13 protein-coding genes are annotated in these 16,093 nt (G+C 42.0%); 3 read left to right on the forward strand and 10 right to left on the reverse strand.

The window, feature by feature from the left end:
* Positions 1 to 29: 29 nt before the first annotated feature.
* The 4 genes from DYH63_RS02300 to DYH63_RS02310 all read right to left on the reverse strand — a co-directional run bounded on the left by DYH63_RS02300 (position 30) and on the right by DYH63_RS02310 (position 1,975).
* Entirely contained in the window at positions 30 to 455 is a 426-nt protein-coding gene (locus DYH63_RS02300) for a hypothetical protein (protein ID WP_116787257.1), read from the reverse strand.
* Positions 456 to 735: 280 nt separating this feature from the next.
* Entirely contained in the window at positions 736 to 909 is a 174-nt protein-coding gene (locus tag DYH63_RS21210; protein WP_162926898.1) for a hypothetical protein, read from the reverse strand.
* Positions 910 to 1,081: 172 nt separating this feature from the next.
* The gene (locus DYH63_RS02305; protein ID WP_116787258.1) at positions 1,082 to 1,609 is read right to left on the reverse strand and encodes a GNAT family N-acetyltransferase; all 528 of its coding nucleotides are present in this window, start codon (positions 1,607 to 1,609) and stop codon (positions 1,082 to 1,084) included.
* On the reverse strand, positions 1,610 to 1,975 hold the full coding sequence (locus tag DYH63_RS02310) for a VOC family protein (protein ID WP_116790721.1): 366 nt from the start codon (positions 1,973 to 1,975) through the stop codon (positions 1,610 to 1,612).
* 128 nt (positions 1,976 to 2,103) lie between these two features.
* On the opposite strand from DYH63_RS02310, the gene fabG reads away from it, so the two are divergent.
* From fabG to DYH63_RS02325, 3 genes are all read left to right on the forward strand, one after another.
* Complete coding sequence (gene fabG / locus DYH63_RS02315; protein WP_116787259.1) at positions 2,104 to 2,853, forward strand: 3-oxoacyl-[acyl-carrier-protein] reductase; 750 nt, start codon at positions 2,104 to 2,106, stop codon at positions 2,851 to 2,853.
* 33 nt (positions 2,854 to 2,886) lie between these two features.
* Positions 2,887 to 4,914, forward strand: a complete 2,028-nt coding sequence (locus tag DYH63_RS02320) for a hypothetical protein (protein ID WP_116787260.1) — start codon at positions 2,887 to 2,889, stop codon at positions 4,912 to 4,914.
* A 76-nt stretch (positions 4,915 to 4,990) separates the two neighbouring features.
* Complete coding sequence (locus DYH63_RS02325) at positions 4,991 to 5,422, forward strand: META domain-containing protein (protein ID WP_162926899.1); 432 nt, start codon at positions 4,991 to 4,993, stop codon at positions 5,420 to 5,422.
* Positions 5,423 to 5,585: 163 nt separating this feature from the next.
* Here DYH63_RS02325 and DYH63_RS02330 read toward each other — a convergent pair whose 3' ends face one another.
* The 6 genes from DYH63_RS02330 to uvrA form a co-directional block, all read right to left on the reverse strand.
* Entirely contained in the window at positions 5,586 to 5,831 is a 246-nt protein-coding gene (locus DYH63_RS02330; protein ID WP_116787262.1) for a hypothetical protein, read from the reverse strand.
* A gap of 254 nt (positions 5,832 to 6,085) precedes the next feature.
* Entirely contained in the window at positions 6,086 to 6,478 is a 393-nt protein-coding gene (locus tag DYH63_RS02335) for a glyoxalase (protein WP_116787263.1), read from the reverse strand.
* A 38-nt stretch (positions 6,479 to 6,516) separates the two neighbouring features.
* Positions 6,517 to 8,919 carry an alpha-ketoacid dehydrogenase subunit alpha/beta gene (locus DYH63_RS02340; RefSeq protein ID WP_116787264.1) on the reverse strand — a complete coding sequence of 801 codons (2,403 nt, stop codon included), beginning with the start codon at positions 8,917 to 8,919 and terminating at the stop codon, positions 6,517 to 6,519.
* Positions 8,920 to 9,132: 213 nt separating this feature from the next.
* On the reverse strand, positions 9,133 to 11,970 hold the full coding sequence (locus tag DYH63_RS02345) for a gluzincin family metallopeptidase (protein ID WP_240409052.1): 2,838 nt from the start codon (positions 11,968 to 11,970) through the stop codon (positions 9,133 to 9,135).
* A gap of 139 nt (positions 11,971 to 12,109) precedes the next feature.
* On the reverse strand, positions 12,110 to 12,835 hold the full coding sequence (locus DYH63_RS02350; RefSeq protein WP_116787265.1) for an LOG family protein: 726 nt from the start codon (positions 12,833 to 12,835) through the stop codon (positions 12,110 to 12,112).
* A 98-nt stretch (positions 12,836 to 12,933) separates the two neighbouring features.
* Positions 12,934 to 15,762 carry an excinuclease ABC subunit UvrA gene (uvrA, locus tag DYH63_RS02355; protein ID WP_116787266.1) on the reverse strand — a complete coding sequence of 943 codons (2,829 nt, stop codon included), beginning with the start codon at positions 15,760 to 15,762 and terminating at the stop codon, positions 12,934 to 12,936.
* Positions 15,763 to 16,093 lie beyond the last annotated feature (331 nt).

Here is a 16,093-nt window from a genome sequence, read left to right on the forward strand (position 1 = left end):
TTGGGAGCCAACTTAAATTTTTTCTGAAATTATGCTGTAGGCTTAGTTTTAGCATCAATATTAGCCTCAACATTAGATTTTACCCTGTCAGCAATTTCTTCTCCTTTGTGCACTGCATCGTCAAATTTTTTGCCGGCAGTTTCTTTAAGGCTTGCATATTTATCTTTGATCTTTTCGCCAAACTCTTCTGCTTTTTCTGCAAAGCCATCAAGATAGCCTTTACGCTTTAAAATTAGTGCTGTTACTGCAAGGGCTGCAACTCCGGCTGCAACGCCTATAATTACTTTTTTGTTACTCATAAGTTTTGAATTTGTATTTCTTTTAATTTCTCGATTAAAGTTTTTTCCTGCCGCTTTACTGTAGCGGTTAGGGCTGGTGCCAGATGCGTCGTTGTGCTGCATAAAGTCTCTTGGCATATTTTTAGGGCGGCTTGGGGTTATGTTTGTCGTTTCCATGGCTGCTTGTTTTAATTAAATAATCAGTTTCTGTATTTTGGTTTTATAAAGTTAGCCAATGATTAAAGGGCTTTATATTAACGATGTCTTAAAATTTTGTAGTCAATACCTTATTTAACTTTTTTTTAATTAAAGACTTGTAGAATAGTGTGTTGGTGTTAAAATAATTAACGGATATACATAAATATTCGTGCAGATTAGGTGTTTGTCAGGTACAAAAAAAGCACCTTATAAGGGTGCTTTTCTGTAGGCTATATATTGCTTTTCTTTAAACTGATGGTTACACAAAAAGAGGGTGGTCTTCTTCATCATAGATGTCTTCCCTTTCGTTGTCAAAATCTTCCTCGGTAAAGAACCCGAAGAGTTTCACCAGCCCAAATCCGGCAATAGCTGCGGCTAAGAATTTAAGCAGTTTCATGTCGTTAATGTTTTTTGGGTTAATGATTGTTTTCATGGCCTGTTTATTATGATATTTTTATTTTTCTGAGATAAAATTAGCTCAATAATCAATATCAGCCTATAACCTTTAGCAAAAATTTAGGACTCTTAACACAAAAATGTAATGAAATATGCTTTTGATGTAACGAAATTTACAAACGGTATAATGCGTGCATAGTTTCTTAACATTAAAGATATTTTATCATAGAAATCTTGTCTGCAGAAACCTCTTCATTGAAGAAATTTTTCATGATACCGCACTCTTCAAAACCAAAATTTTGATATAATTTTCTGCCCCCTGTGTTTGTGCTGTAAACTTCCAGCCATACAATGCTTACAATACTATTTTTTGCAGCCCAGTCCATCGCAGCTTCCATAAGCAGGGTGCCTATTTTTTTATTTTGCCAGTTCCAGGCAACACCCATACCCAGCATAGCCGTATGAGCCAGTTTTTGCCTTGGGCTGCCGGTAAGATCAAGGTTACCTATAAGCGCACCGTTGTGTTCAGCCACAAAAAGCGCGCAGTTGTCCTGCATTATAAATTTATCTATCCATTCCTGCTCCTGTACTATGGTATTGGTATACTCATATACATATAACGGAATAGAAGTAGTCTCCTTAATGTAGCCTTTTTTTAGGTGTATAAGTGCGGCGGCATCTTTAAGCGTAGCATGCCTTATAACTATTTCGTCAGGCTTATTGATAGTAGCAGCCACTTATGGCAATTTAAATTCCGGATTATAGATCAGGCCTATAATATTTCCCCACCCGTCGTATACGCTTGCCACCATAATTTCGCCACCTACATTATGCGGAGCTTCATGCTCTGTTGCGCCCAGGCCTGTAAACCGGTCGTATGTTGCCTGTATATCGTCTACACCCCAGTAGGTAACAACGTTGTCGCCCTTAGTACTTTCATCGGGCATCAGGGCCATCTCATAGCCGCCAATGTTATAGCCTACATAAAAAGGCTGGTCAAAATAGGGTTCGGTTTCAAAGGCTTCGGTGTACCAGGCTTTTGCTTTTTCGAGGTCACTTACTTTATAGCCTACTGTGCGCAGGCCAAGGATTTTTGTACTCATTTTTAATTTTTGTTTGGTTTCTACCGTAAAGGTAGGAAGTAAAAGTGCCAAAACCTGCCTTAAGATTACCATACCCCAAAACATTTATTATATTTGTGGCTTTCTTTAAATAAAACAAACACATTTATATGAAATTACTGGAAGGAAAAACGGCAATAATAACCGGTGCAAGCCGTGGTATAGGCCGTGGTATAGCCTTGGTATTTGCAAAACAGGGCGCTAATGTAGCATTTACCTACAGCGCTTCTGTAGAAGCTGCAAAAGCCCTTGAAGAAGAACTTGCCGCTTTTGGCGTTAAAGCTAAAGGCTACCAGAGCAATGCTGCCGACTTTAATGAATCGCAAAAGCTTGTTGATGATGTACTGGCAGAATTTGGTACTATAGACGTGCTTATAAACAATGCGGGTATTACTAAAGATAACCTGCTTATGAGAATATCTGAGGAGGACTTTGATAAAGTAATTGAGGTAAACCTTAAGTCAGTATTTAATATGACCAAGGCCGTACAGCGCCCTATGCTTAAGCAGCGTAGCGGTTCTATCATAAACATGAGTTCTGTGGTAGGAGTACAGGGTAATGCAGGCCAAAGTAACTATGCTGCTTCTAAAGCAGGTATGCTGGGCTTTACAAAATCGATAGCAATTGAACTTGGCTCACGCAACATTCGTTGCAATGCAATTGCACCGGGCTTTATACAGACAGAAATGACCGAGAAACTGGGCGAAGATGTGGTTAAAGGCTGGGCAGCTGCCATTCCGCTTAAGCGTGGTGGTACGCCGGAAGATGTGGCTAATGCCTGCGTATTCCTTGCCAGCGATATGTCTGCCTATATTACCGGCCAGACACTTAACGTTGATGGCGGTATGATTACTGCATAAACAATAAATTTCTTAAAGAAACGATATTACTAAATGACTGCATCTACGGTTTTATTACTTATTGTATCTGCCCTGGCAGCATTAGGGTTATCGTTTTACCAATATCTTTTTAAAGCCAAAAAGAAGGGCAGTACGCTTTTCTTTTTGGCCTTTTTGCGTTTTGTAACGGTGTTTGCCGCACTGGTACTGCTTATTAATCCGGTTATTACCCGTAAAGATTTGCAGGTTGCAAAAACACCACTGCCTGTATTGCTTGATAATTCATTATCTATAAAAGAGCTTGGGCAGGACAGCCTGGCTAAAATAATTACAGAAAAATTTACAGGAAATACTGCCCTGAAAGATAAGTATGATGTGCAGCTATATACCTTTGCCGATGATTTTGAGGCTGGTAAAACACCAGATTTTAAAGGCACGCAAACACATATAGACCAGGCTGCACAAAACCTGCAACAGCTATACCGCAATACATCATATCCGGTGGTATTGCTGAGCGATGGTAACCAGACTATAGGTAACGATTATATTTACAGCTTTAAAGACAACACTACGGTATATCCTGTTGTATTGGGTGATACCACCACATTTACTGACTTAAGGGTGGGTCAGGTAAACGTAAACAAATATGCCTTCCTGAAAAATAAATTTCCTGTAGAGGTATTCCTGCAATACAGCGGAAACAAAACGGTAAACACCTCCTTTACCATTATGCAGGGTAGCTCAGTACTGCACAAGCAAAACGTAACCTTCTCGCCCGATAAAAAGGCACAGGTAGTTAATGTATTGCTTAACGCAGAGAAAGTAGGAGTGCAAACCTACCGTGCCGTGATATCTTCTGCGGAAGCGGAAAAGAACAAATACAACAATACCAAAAACTTTGCGGTAGAGGTTATCGACCAGCGTAGCGAAGTTGCCTTAGTAGCGTCTATAAACCATCCTGATCTTGGTGCTATAAAACGCGCTATAGAAACCAATCAGCAACGCAACGTTACCATACTAAAACCATCTGAAATTAAATCCCTGGCAGATTATAACGTGTTGGTCTTGTACCAACCGGATGCTTCGTTCAGGCAGCTTTTGGAGCAAAATAAAAATGCCGGGCTTAATACCTTTACCATAACCGGTAACAGTACCGATTTTAATTTACTGAACCAATATCAAACCCTGGTTAACTTCAGGATGTCTGGGCAGCGTGAAGACTACCTGGCCGACTTTAACAGCCAGTTTGGCCTTTTTGCAGCTGAAGATATAGGCTTTGCAAATTTCCCGCCGCTACAGCACCCGTTTGGTACTGTAACACTTAAGCAGGATGCCAGTGTGTTGCTTTCTGCACGCATTCGCAATGTAGCTACCGGAGGACCGTTAATGGCTTTTTCTGAGCAGGGTGCAAAGCGTAGTGCTTACCTTTTTGGCGAAAACATCTGGAAATGGCGCGTAGAGAGCCATGTAAATACAAAATCGTTTGATGGTTTTGATATTTTTATGGATAAAACCATACAGTTCCTCGCGACTAATTCTAAACGCAAATCGCTCGTGGTAAATCATGAGAGTTTTTACAACAGCGGAGAAGCCATTGCCATAACAGCACAGTACTTCAATAAAAACTATGAGTTTGAGGAGAATGCCCGTCTTACGCTTGCGCTCAAAAATAAAAAAACCGGCGCTTCAAAATCGTATGACTTCTTAAAAGGGAGCAATGAGTATAAGGTAAACCTTGACGGATTAGGCGCAGGCCAGTATAGCTTTACGGTAAAAGAAGCTACGTCTAACACTACCTATGCCGGGGCTTTTGAGGTACTCGATTTTGAAATTGAAAAACAGTTTGTAAACCCTGACCTGGCACGCATGCAGCAGCTTGCTACCAATACTAATGGTGCCGTTTACTATCCTGCTACTATAGATAATTTAATTAAAGTGCTTGCCGAAAATGAAAATTATCAGCCGGTGCAAAAAGCCATTACAAAACAATCCCCGCTTATCGAGTGGATGTGGCTGCTTGTTATCATGGCACTTGCACTTGCAGCAGAGTGGTTTATACGCAAGTATAATGGGTTGTTATAAGTATTAAAGTATTTATAATTAATATTACAAACCTTTCCATATTTCTTACATTTGGTATAACCTAATGACAAAAAATATGAAAAAGTTACTTCCCTTACTAGCCATTGCGGCACTCGCCATAACATCATGTCGTAGTACAGATACTGCTTCGTCTACCGCATTGCTTACGTCGGGCAACTGGCAACTGGAAAGCATCAATGGTAAAAAAGCCGATGCTGCTGAATTTAAAAATGGCCTGCCTACTGCAAATTTTACTATAGATCATAAAGTAGCAGGTAATAGCGGTTGTAACCAATATGGCGGTTCTTATAACCTTAATGATGACAATGGTATTAATGTAAGTGAAGTGTTTTCTACAAAGATGTTTTGTGAGGGCGTTACCGGCGAGCAAAAATACCTTGATGCACTGGGCAAAGTAAACCTTGCCAAGATTGATAAAGATAAGCTTGTATTATTAAAAGATGTAGATGAGGTGCTTATATTTAAGCACATGGATGCAGATAAATAATATACTGATAGAAATAAAGGAGCCGGCTAAAAAGCCGGCTTTACTGTTTAATGAGGCCCTATTGCCATAAACGTTGTAATCCTGAGACCAGCGGGCGGTTTCTTCCGGCTCCTGAGATCTTACTTCTTTTTTTAATGTGCAGACCGTACCTGTGTAGAAAAGTTTACCATGTACGTGTAATGTTTCTACCGTCGCGTGCCGGAGTAGTACGCTTGTTTACCAGATGGCTGTCGTGGTCTGGAATACGGTTGTTGCCGGGCATTGCCATTTTAGGAAATGAGGCTAGTTCATTAGGGTTAACAATTGCTGGGTCATCATAGGGTAAATCAAAATTACCGGATGCATGGCTCGCATTCAAATTACCACCCATATCATCCTGATATGGAAAGGTGTTAGTTGTAATTGCCATAATTGTTATCGTTTTATAATATAAAGGTATAACTTTTTTATAATTTATCGGCTAATTGCTTGATAAATTATGGATTAGCTAAAACGATATAAATGTTATAATTATAAAACTACAATGTTTTCGGGCTGTTTGAACAAAATATTATGCCTGTAGGGCGATGAAGACAAGGATTTTTTTAGGGAGTTATAGCCCCAAATTACACCAGTTTATCCAAATCTATTAGTGGTAACTGGTGTAATTTGTAACTATAGTTTTTATTTTATAAGAAGTTGTACCTGGTCTTTAAGGCGCTCTGTAAGCAGGTTCATCATACGCTTATTAAGGTTTGATGAATTGGTGATGTACTCACGATATTCCTCAACGGTAAATAGCGCAATTATCATCCCCTTTAGCGCATTGCGGAATTTTTCATCCTTTTGTATTGCATTTTCAATATAGTGCAGCTGCTTTTCTGTGCTTAACAAAAAGAATTGCCCCTTTTGTTTTACAGCATAGTTAACAAATGCCTCCACAAAAATATCGTTCTGCAATTTAAGTACCGGCCTCAGCGTCCTGTTCTGAAAAATTTCTTCAGCAGAAGACTGCGGGTGTATTTCTCCCAATATTTCCGGCCTTAATGCTAAAAGGCCCTTATCGCGTTCGCTCATAATTGGTATGTATTGGCTGGGTACTATTCCCCCGGCTTTTAATATAGCTTAGGATATTTTGCAGGCATGGCCTCGTGCATAATAGCATATACTTTTTCGTAAATATCTTCTACAGACGGTTTGCTAAAATAATCGCCATCTGTTGCATAAGCAGGGCGGTGTTCTTTTGCTGCAAGCGTATCCGGTTTGCTGTCCAGGTGTTTGTAGGCATCCTGTACATCCAGCACCTGCTGTAAAATATAAGCAGAGGCACCTCCCGGTACATCTTCATCAATAACAAGCAGCCTGTTTGTTTTAGCTACACTTTTTACAATATCGTGGCTAAGGTCAAATGGCAGTAAGGATTGTACATCGATAACTTCAGCATCTATACCGGCTTCCTGTAGCTCTTTTGCAGCCTGTTCTACAAGGCGCAGTGTAGAGCCGTAAGATACCAGTGTAATATCTGTACCCTCTTTTAGCGTTTCAACAACGCCCAGTGGCGTTTTAAACTCACCAAGATTTATAGGCATCTTTTCTTTAAGGCGGTAGCCATTAAGGCATTCAACCACAAGGGCAGGTTCATCGCACTCTAAAAGCGTATTATAAAAACCGGCAGCTTTGGTCATGTTTCTTGGTACCAGTACATTAATACCGCGAATAGCGTTAATTATCATGCCCATAGGCGAGCCAGAGTGCCAGATGCCCTCAAGCCTGTGCCCGCGCGTACGGATTATTAGCGGCGCTTTTTGCCTGCCTGCCGTGCGGTAGTGCAGCGTGGCAAGGTCATCACTCATAATTTGCAGCGCATATAACAAGTAATCAAGATATTGTATCTCAGCAATAGGGCGCAGTCCACGCATTGCCATACCTATTCCCTGTCCTAAAATAGTAGCTTCGCGAATACCGGCATCGCTTACACGGAATTCGCCGTATTTTTCCTGCATACCTTCAAGCCCCTGGTTTACATCGCCTATGTTACCAACATCTTCTCCAAAAACAAGCGTTTCAGGATATTTGGTAAACAGTGCGTCAAAATTGTTACGCATAATCATACGCCCGTCTGCATCTTCCGGGTTATCGCCATATTCCGGCAATACCTCTTTTGCATTCAGCACATTTTTATCCGATTGGGAGTATAAATGCGAACTGTATTTTGGCTGATTTTCGTCAGTGTACGCTTTTATCCATGCAACAAGACTTTCTTTAACAGGCTCATTAATAACAAGGCGCAACACCTTGCGGGCAATAACCAACAGGTCTTTGCGCATAAGTTCTTTTACCGTTGCAATGCTGCTTATGTGCTTGTCTATAAATACTTTGTTGTCACTTTTGGCTGCAACATCTTTTAAAAGGGTTACGAACGCATCGCGCTCTGCCTTAATAGGATCCTGGTAAGCCGCCCATGCGTCTTTTTTACCTTCAAGTACATCGGCCTTAGCCTGTTGCTCTATGGCTTCAAGCTCTTCTTCAGTGGCAAAGGTATTTTCGAGTATCCATTTGCGCATTTGTGCGTTACAGTCAAATTCTCCTTCCCAGGCAAGGCGGTCGCTGTTTTTGTAGCGTTCGTGCGATCCTGATGTAGAATGGCCCTGAGGTTGCGTAAGCTGGTAAATGTGCATAAGCACCGGTACGTGCTGGGTGCGTGCTATTTCGCCTGCCCTTTCATAAGCGGCTATAAGCTCGGCATAATCCCAACCTTTTACTTTTATAATTTCGTAGCCTTTAGCATCTTCATCACGCTGAAAGCCCTTAAGTATTTCTGATATGTTTTCTTTAGTAGTCTGGTGGCGCGCGTGTACCGATATGCCATAGTCGTCATCCCAAACGCTTATTACCATAGGTACCTGCAGTACACCTGCGGCATTTATGGTTTCAAAGAAAAGGCCCTCGCTGGTACTGGCATTGCCTATGGTTCCCCAGGCTACCTCGTTGCCATTTACCGAGAATTTTTCGGTATCAATGCCTTTTACATTACGGTATATTTTACTGGCCTGTGCCAATCCTAACAGCCTTGGCATTTGCCCGGCAGTAGGGGAGATGTCAGAACTTGAGTTTTTTTGTTGTGTAAGGTTATTCCAGTTACCATTTTCATCAAGGCTGTGGGTAGTAAAGTGCCCACCCATCTGGCGGCCTGCGCTCATGGGCTCATTTGCCAGGTCTGGATGGCCGTATAATCCGGCAAAAAACTGTTGTATGGTAAGCTGGCCTATGGCCATCATAAAGGTCTGGTCGCGATAATAGCCAGAACGGAAGTCGCCGTTTTTAAAGGCTTTTGCCATAGCAAGCTGTGGTAGCTCTTTACCATCGCCAAAAATACCAAATTTAGCCTTACCTGTTAGTACTTCGCGACGGCCCAGGAGGCTGCATTCGCGGCTTATAACGGCTGTTTTGTAATCATTTATCACTTCAGTCCTGAAATCAGTAAAAGAAAGTGCTTGTTTAGTTTCTGTGCCAGTCATAAAAAAGTAGTGTTTAGTGCAAAACACAAATTTAATCAAAACTATGACATATCATAATATTTGGAGTTAAATTTAAATTTCATAATATATAACAAAACAGGGTTAAATTTTTATTATAATTAAATTTAACCTGAATAATGGCGTTTAAATTGAGAATAGCTTAGTGATTGCAGGGCGGTTTTGCGAATGCAATATTGACGAAGTTAAATGTTTTTAAAGCCATTTACGTGTGAACAGGCTTATCAGTGTGCTTGGGCTAAGGGTTACCACAAAGCGTATTTTTTGGGCATAGTTGGTATCATTAACCTCAAAACCATTGCTGGAATAAACAGGGAAATACAATTCAAAATAGTCTGTAACAAGGTTAAGGCGTATACCACTGTCATACACAAAATCAGTATTGCTATTCCTGCTTTTCATAAAGCCGGCATCGCCATAAACTTCTATCCAGTTCCATATGTTAAAGCTGGCATTTACAGTAGTCATCCATTGATTTGCATACCGGGTATCGAGCATCGATTTAAAACCGCCATCGGCCATAATGAATTGCTGACTGAATAACCCTGATGTTTCGCTACGCCCATAGTAGTTATAATCAAAAAGATAATCAGAAGCGCGGTCAAGGCCGAAACTAAAGAAATCTGAATTTCCGGTGTTGTTGTACATAAACATACCGGCATAAAGGCGCACATTTACCTGGCGATTGTCATTAAAGAGGCGTCGGAACTGAAACTCTCCCGATACCTTACCAAATGAGTCTGATAACTGCACATCGGTATAAAAATTATTGTGGCGCGATATGTTAGAATTAACCTTACTGTAACGGGCATTAAATACCGAATAGCTATCGGCATGCGGATCTGCCGGTACATAAAGCGATTTTTGCCTTTGTACCATTACCTGCCTGATGTTAATTACCTCTTTAAGGTTTTTCCTGAAATCATCTGGGCGCAGGCGAAGCTGCACTGATGGTGTAAACTTATAATAGCGTGCATCTGGTGCGTAATGATATGTATTTCCCGAAAGAAAATAGCGTATGTTAAACAGTTCGCCATCGCGTATGTACTGGTTGTACATAAGTGAGAATGAACCTATGGCATGACCTGTATTGGGTGAGTAAAGCGTATTTAAATCGAAAATAAAAGGCTTTTCAAGCAATGATTTATTATGAAATCGCAATCCTGGTGAGAGCCCGTCATAAAGGTTATAGGCAAAACCGGGTACAAAAAATATCTGGTTATAGGCAGGGTCTTCAAGATCCTGAAAAAAAGTGAATTTATACGGCCTTTTATTAGGGAAAAAGTTATTAAGCGGCTTCTGATTATTGCGCGGATTGTATTCCGGAATTTCTTCGTTATAATTTAATACCAGCCTGTCGGCATCCTTTCGGGCAACGGTAAAGGTGCTGTCTTTATCAAAGCCATCTATCCACTGTTTAAAAACTACATTGCCTTTTTTAACGCCATATAATGAAATTGGCACATTAGTACCCGAAACATTCTTAAGGGTTACCTGTAACGAGTCTTTTTCTTTTTTAACCGGGCCAATCTTATAATCGATAACATCTCTGGAAGCTATTAATTTATTAAAGAACCAACTGATATCTTTAGGGGCGTTTTTTTGCATTATAAGCTCAAGGTCATTTCTGTTAGCCTGGCTGCTGTTAACATTCTGCGTGTAAAATTCGCTGAAAGATTTAGTAACGATTCCATTACCCAGGTAATCGTCAAGGTAGGTAAAGGCAAGCCCTGCCTTGTATTTACCCGATATCTGCTCGTTAAATTTTATAAAAGTATTTTTAGGATCGCCTATGGGCTGGTCCAGGTTGCGGCGTGCCATAAGCAGGAAAAAATAATTAAACTGCTCATTAAGTGTGATCTCAAAAATATGGTGACCTCTCAAAATGCCCCAGTTACCCAGCTGGCCCATCATTTTCTTTTCGGCGTGGTTCTCGTTAATATACTGCATTAACAAATCCATCTGTATACCGTCATATACCCAGCTGTCTTTTCGCGGGTCAAGCTTCAGTGTGTTTCTTAGGTAGATGTTAAGGTAGGTCTTTAAAAACCGCAGTTCAAAAATAAATGAGTCAGGAAATGGCCTTAAAAAAGATGGTAACTGGTTAAGCCCATATACCGGGTTACGGTCATAATCAGCCTTTGTAACAATAATTTTTCCGTAAGGATAAGACCCTAATTTTTCGGAAGTGTATTGTGCTATTCTGTCAACAATCATGGCACGCTGCACATCAGTAGTACGGTTATCGCGCATGCTGCTGTAAATAGTGGCCGACTGAAAATTAAAAACCTCGGTAAACTTTTGTAGCTCAAGCACCAGGTTAAAGCCCATACGGTTGCTATCCTCAAAATGATAGGATGCAAATTTATCCTGAGCACTTGCCATACCCTGGCTGTTAAGGTCGCTGTAAAGCGTATATGCAAGGGGAACTTTTACGGTAAAGTCATAATCAGATGCTGCGTTAGCAATGTCGTCAAGGTTTTCATTACTGTAGGTAACAAAACCATGCTCATAACGGCTGGGTGTAAGGTACCAGTCGCGCAGGTTAAAGTTGCCCGTTTTTGGATCGTAGCCAAAATGTGTAAAACGCTCGTTAGGTATTTTTACCTTATAAGTAAGTTTTATACTGAACGAACGGCCCGGATAAATAGGATTTTTGAGCTGTACCTGTACCAGGTCAGGATGGCCTTCGGGGCGTTTCCAGTCCAGTAACAATCCATTCTGGTCTACAAGAGAGTAGATTGTGGTACTGCCTCTCTCTTCCTCTTTGGCCAGGTGAAATGCCTTAATAAACTCATCGGTAAAACGTTTAGCCATAGGCGTTGTTTTAGATGAGTAGGCATTGTTCCAGTCGTTCAGTATAATATGGTTCAGCGTATCGCCGCTATTATTTGCATAGGTAATTTCCTGCTGCACGTTAATTGTGCGCGCCACGGCGTCGAGCTCGGCGCTAATGGTGTTTTTATGCTGGGCATTAGTAATGCCGCAGAACAGTAACAGTAAGAGAAAAAAGGCCTTTCGGATCTGAATCAAAATGTTGTCTTTAAATTTACTCTTCTTTGAGTTACACAAATAAACGGCTGGTTGCAAAAACTATGCTATAACTTATATACGATGTAAAATTATGTTTTGGGTTGCCCCAAAAACTGTTAAACTTTGAAAAATAACTTTCTTAGAAGTTAGGGCTCAGGCTGTACTTTTTGTAGAAAGCATCAATAACGGCCACTACCTCATCGGCAGTATCTACTACCTTGATAAGGTTAAGATCGTCCGGGCTTGCATTGTGGAATTTGCCTATCAGTGTTTGCTCTATCCAGCCCATAAGTCCGCCCCAGTATTCTGTACCTACTAATATGATAGGGAATTTAGCGATTTTTTTTGTCTGGATAAGCGTTACAGCTTCAAAAAGTTCATCAAGGGTACCAAAACCACCCGGCATACCCACAAACCCCTGAGAGTATTTAACAAACATAACCTTGCGTACAAAGAAGTAGTCGAAGTTAAGGTTAAAATCGTGGCTTATGTATGGGTTAAAGTGCTGCTCAAAAGGCAGTTCTATATTAAGCCCTACCGATGGTGCTTTACCACGGCTGGCACCTTTATTACCGGCTTCCATAATACCCGGGCCACCGCCTGTAATAACGCCATAACCGGCGTTGGCAATTTTCTCGGCTATTTCTTCGGCTAATAGATAGTATTTATCTTCCGGCTTGGTACGCGCAGAACCAAATATTGAAACACACGGGCCAATTTTAGCCATGGTTTCGAACCCGTTCACAAACTCGGCCATTATTTTAAAAATAGCCCAGGAGTCGTTACTCCTTATTTCGTTCCACGGTTTTTGCTTAAGCCCATCGTGTATCCACTCTTCGTCGCTGCTGTATTTTTCTTTTGACATTCGTCTTTAGTTCAAGGTTTAAAGTTTTAGGTTTGCTTTAAAGTCCTGTATGGAATAGCATCCTCCATTTTTTTAAAGCCCGCTAAGATAGTATTTTTCTACAATTCCTTTTTAAGAAACTGTGCGGTGTAGCTTTTTTTGTTTTTCGCCACTTCTTCGGGTGTGCCTTTTGCTATGAGCTGCCCGCCGCCTTTACCACCTTCGTAGCCTATATCTATTATATAATCGGCCAGTTTTATTACATCCATGTTGTGCTCAATGATAAGCACGGTGTTGCCCTTATCTACAAGTTTGTTAATTACTTCCATAAGCACGCGAATGTCTTCAAAGTGAAGCCCCGTTGTAGGTTCATCAAGGATATAGAAGGTATTGCCGGTATCTTTTTTAGAAAGCTCACTTGCCAGTTTTATACGTTGTGCCTCTCCACCAGATAGCGTTGTGCTTTGCTGCCCCAGGGTAATGTAGCCAAGGCCAACGTCCTGAATGGTTTTGATTTTGCGGTAAATTTTAGGTATGTTCTCAAAGAATGGAACGGCCTCGTCTACTGTCATGTCTAACACATCACTGATGGACTTTCCTTTATAGCGTATCTCCAGCGTTTCGCGGTTAAAGCGCTTGCCCTGGCAGGTTTCGCACTCCACATAAACGTCCGGTAAAAAGCTCATCTCTATAACGCGCATACCACTGCCTTCACAGGTTTCGCAACGGCCACCGCTTACATTAAAGCTAAAACGCCCCGGTTTGTAGCCGCGTATCATCGACTCCGGTGTTTGGGTAAACAAGCTGCGTATTTCGCTAAATACCTCGGTGTATGTAGCCGGATTAGAGCGTGGTGTGCGTCCTATGGGGCTTTGGTCAATATCAATTACTTTATCAATATGCTCCAGGCCTTCAATCTTTTTATAAGGAGCAGGTTTTTTTACGCCGTTAAAAAAGTGCGCGTTCAGTATAGGGTAAAGTGTACCGTTGATAAGCGTGCTCTTACCACTACCCGAAACGCCTGTAACGCATATCATTTTGCCTAAAGGCAGCTCAATGCTCACGTTTTTAAGATTGTTTCCTGTAGCTCCCGTAAGTTTCAGGGTTTTGCCGTTGCCTTCGCGACGCTTTTTTGGTACAGCTATTTCGCGCTCACCGTTAAGGTAGGCTGCGGTTAGTGTATGTTCCTTAAGCAATTCGGCAGGAGTACCCTTGCTTACAATCTGTCCGCCAAAACGACCCGCTGCCGGGCCTATGTCTATAACATAGTCGGCGCGTTCTATCATGTCTTTATCGTGTTCTACCACAATAACCGAGTTACCAATATCGCGCAGCGCTTCAAGCGAGTGAATCAGTTTTTCGTTATCACGCTGGTGCAGGCCAATGCTGGGCTCATCAAGAATGTAGAGTACACCCACAAGCTGCGAGCCTATTTGCGTAGCCAGCCTGATGCGCTGTGCCTCGCCACCAGAAAGGGTTCCCGAACTGCGGCTAAGCGAAAGGTAATTTAAACCCACATCTACCAAAAAGCTTAGGCGTGCCTTAATTTCTTTTACGATCTCAGTTGCAATGGCCTTTTGTTTCTCGGTAAGGTTGTTGTGCAGTTCTTCAAACCAGTCTGCAAGGTCAGAGATGTCCATAGCCGAAAGCTCTGCAATGTTAAGGCCGTTTACCTTAAAATAAAGCGATTCTTTTTTAAGGCGGGTGCCGTGGCAAACCGGGCATTCTACCTCATCCATAAAGTCCTTGGCCCAACGCTTAATAGCTGCTGTAGCCTCTTCGCTAAACTGGTTTTTTATAAAGGCAGAAATACCTTCGAACTCTATTTTATATTCGCGGTTTACACCGAGTGTTTTACTGTTTATGGTGAATTTCTCCTTGCCGCCGTTCAGGATCATGTCCATCGCATCGGCAGGGATTTTTTCTATGGCATCGGTAATCTTAAAACCAAACTTTTCGCCAATGGCTTCAAGCTGTTTAAATACCCATGAGTTTTTATATTCGCCCAGTGGCGCAAAACCGCCCTGCTTGATACTAAGCTTAGGGTTTGGGATTATCTTTTTAAGGTTGATCTCGTTTACTGTGCCCAAGCCGTTACAGTGATCACACGCACCCTTAGGGGAATTGAACGAAAAATTGTTCGGCTCAGGGTTAGGGTAGGAGATACCGCTGGACGGGCACATAAGGTTACGACTGTAGTAGCGAACCTCCTGGCTTTCCTGCTCAATAACCATCATTACATCTTCACCGTGATACATAGCCGTCTTAATGCTGTCGGCAAGGCGCTTGTCCGTATCTTCGGTTGTGTCTACAGCCAGACGGTCTATAACCGTTTCTATGTCGTGCACCTTGTAGCGGTCCAGCTTCATACCGGCTTCAATATCTTTTATCTCGCCATCTACGCGCACTTTTAAAAAGCCCTGTTTACTTACCTGCTCAAAGAGTTCGCGGTAGTGGCCTTTTCTCGACCTGATTATCGGGGCAAGGATACTAATGCGCTTACCGTCGAATTTCTCAACAATAAGCTGGCGTATCTGCTCGTCGCTGTAGCTTACCATCTTTTCGCCGGTCATGTAGCTGTAGGCATCGGCGCCACGGGCGTACAGCAGGCGGAGAAAATCGTATATCTCTGTAATGGTACCCACGGTAGAGCGGGGACTTTTGCTGGTGGTTTTCTGCTCTATGGCAATAACGGGCGATAGTCCGTCGATCTTGTCAACATCGGGGCGCTCCAGGCCACCCAAAAACTGCCGCGCGTAAGCAGAAAACGTTTCTATATATCGGCGCTGCCCTTCGGCATAAATGGTGTCGAAAGCCAGTGACGACTTACCGGAACCCGAAAGCCCGGTAATTACCACGAGCTTTTCGCGGGGTATGGTAACGTCTATATTTTTTAGGTTGTGGGCGCGTGCGCCAAGCACTTCAATCGTTTCGTCAGTATTCAGCATATCAGTTTTGTGCAAAACGCAAAGGTACTGATTTTTGAGGTATTTTCAGGTAGGGGTAGGAGGTAAGAAATTGTTAAAACGAGAGGTGTAAAATGGAACGCGGATACCGCGGATTTGAATGGATTTTCGCAGATTTTAAAACAGATTGCTTCGTCCTAATCCTCCTCGCAAAGACAGTACGTGAAGAAAACAACCTGAAGATAGAGGCTTAAATATCAACACTGATAACGCCCTCTTTCGGCTCGTCTTTGCGAGTGTATTACAACGGAGGGCGGCACACGAGGGTATGCCCGAACTGACGAAGTAATCTGTTTAATAACGTGATTAAATC

Source organism: Flavobacterium psychrotrophum, assembly GCF_003403075.1.
In the GTDB taxonomy this organism is placed as follows: domain Bacteria; phylum Bacteroidota; class Bacteroidia; order Flavobacteriales; family Flavobacteriaceae; genus Flavobacterium; species Flavobacterium psychrotrophum.

What these genes read in the sequence shown, in the direction of transcription:
- DYH63_RS21210 (WP_162926898.1), bottom strand. Translation starts at nt 909, where the DNA reads ATGAAAACAATCATTAACCCAAAAAACATTAACGACATGAAACTGCTT.
- DYH63_RS02325 (WP_162926899.1), top strand. Translation starts at nt 4,991, where the DNA reads ATGAAAAAGTTACTTCCCTTACTAGCCATTGCGGCACTCGCCATAACA.
- DYH63_RS02350 (WP_116787265.1), bottom strand. Translation starts at nt 12,835, where the DNA reads ATGTCAAAAGAAAAATACAGCAGCGACGAAGAGTGGATACACGATGGG.
- DYH63_RS02340 (WP_116787264.1), bottom strand. Translation starts at nt 8,919, where the DNA reads ATGACTGGCACAGAAACTAAACAAGCACTTTCTTTTACTGATTTCAGG.
- DYH63_RS02335 (WP_116787263.1), bottom strand. Translation starts at nt 6,478, where the DNA reads ATGAGCGAACGCGATAAGGGCCTTTTAGCATTAAGGCCGGAAATATTG.
- DYH63_RS02310 (WP_116790721.1), bottom strand. Translation starts at nt 1,975, where the DNA reads ATGAGTACAAAAATCCTTGGCCTGCGCACAGTAGGCTATAAAGTAAGT.
- DYH63_RS02300 (WP_116787257.1), bottom strand. Translation starts at nt 455, where the DNA reads ATGGAAACGACAAACATAACCCCAAGCCGCCCTAAAAATATGCCAAGA.
- uvrA (WP_116787266.1), bottom strand. Translation starts at nt 15,762, where the DNA reads ATGCTGAATACTGACGAAACGATTGAAGTGCTTGGCGCACGCGCCCAC.
- fabG (WP_116787259.1), top strand. Translation starts at nt 2,104, where the DNA reads ATGAAATTACTGGAAGGAAAAACGGCAATAATAACCGGTGCAAGCCGT.
- DYH63_RS02320 (WP_116787260.1), top strand. Translation starts at nt 2,887, where the DNA reads ATGACTGCATCTACGGTTTTATTACTTATTGTATCTGCCCTGGCAGCA.
- DYH63_RS02330 (WP_116787262.1), bottom strand. Translation starts at nt 5,831, where the DNA reads ATGGCAATTACAACTAACACCTTTCCATATCAGGATGATATGGGTGGT.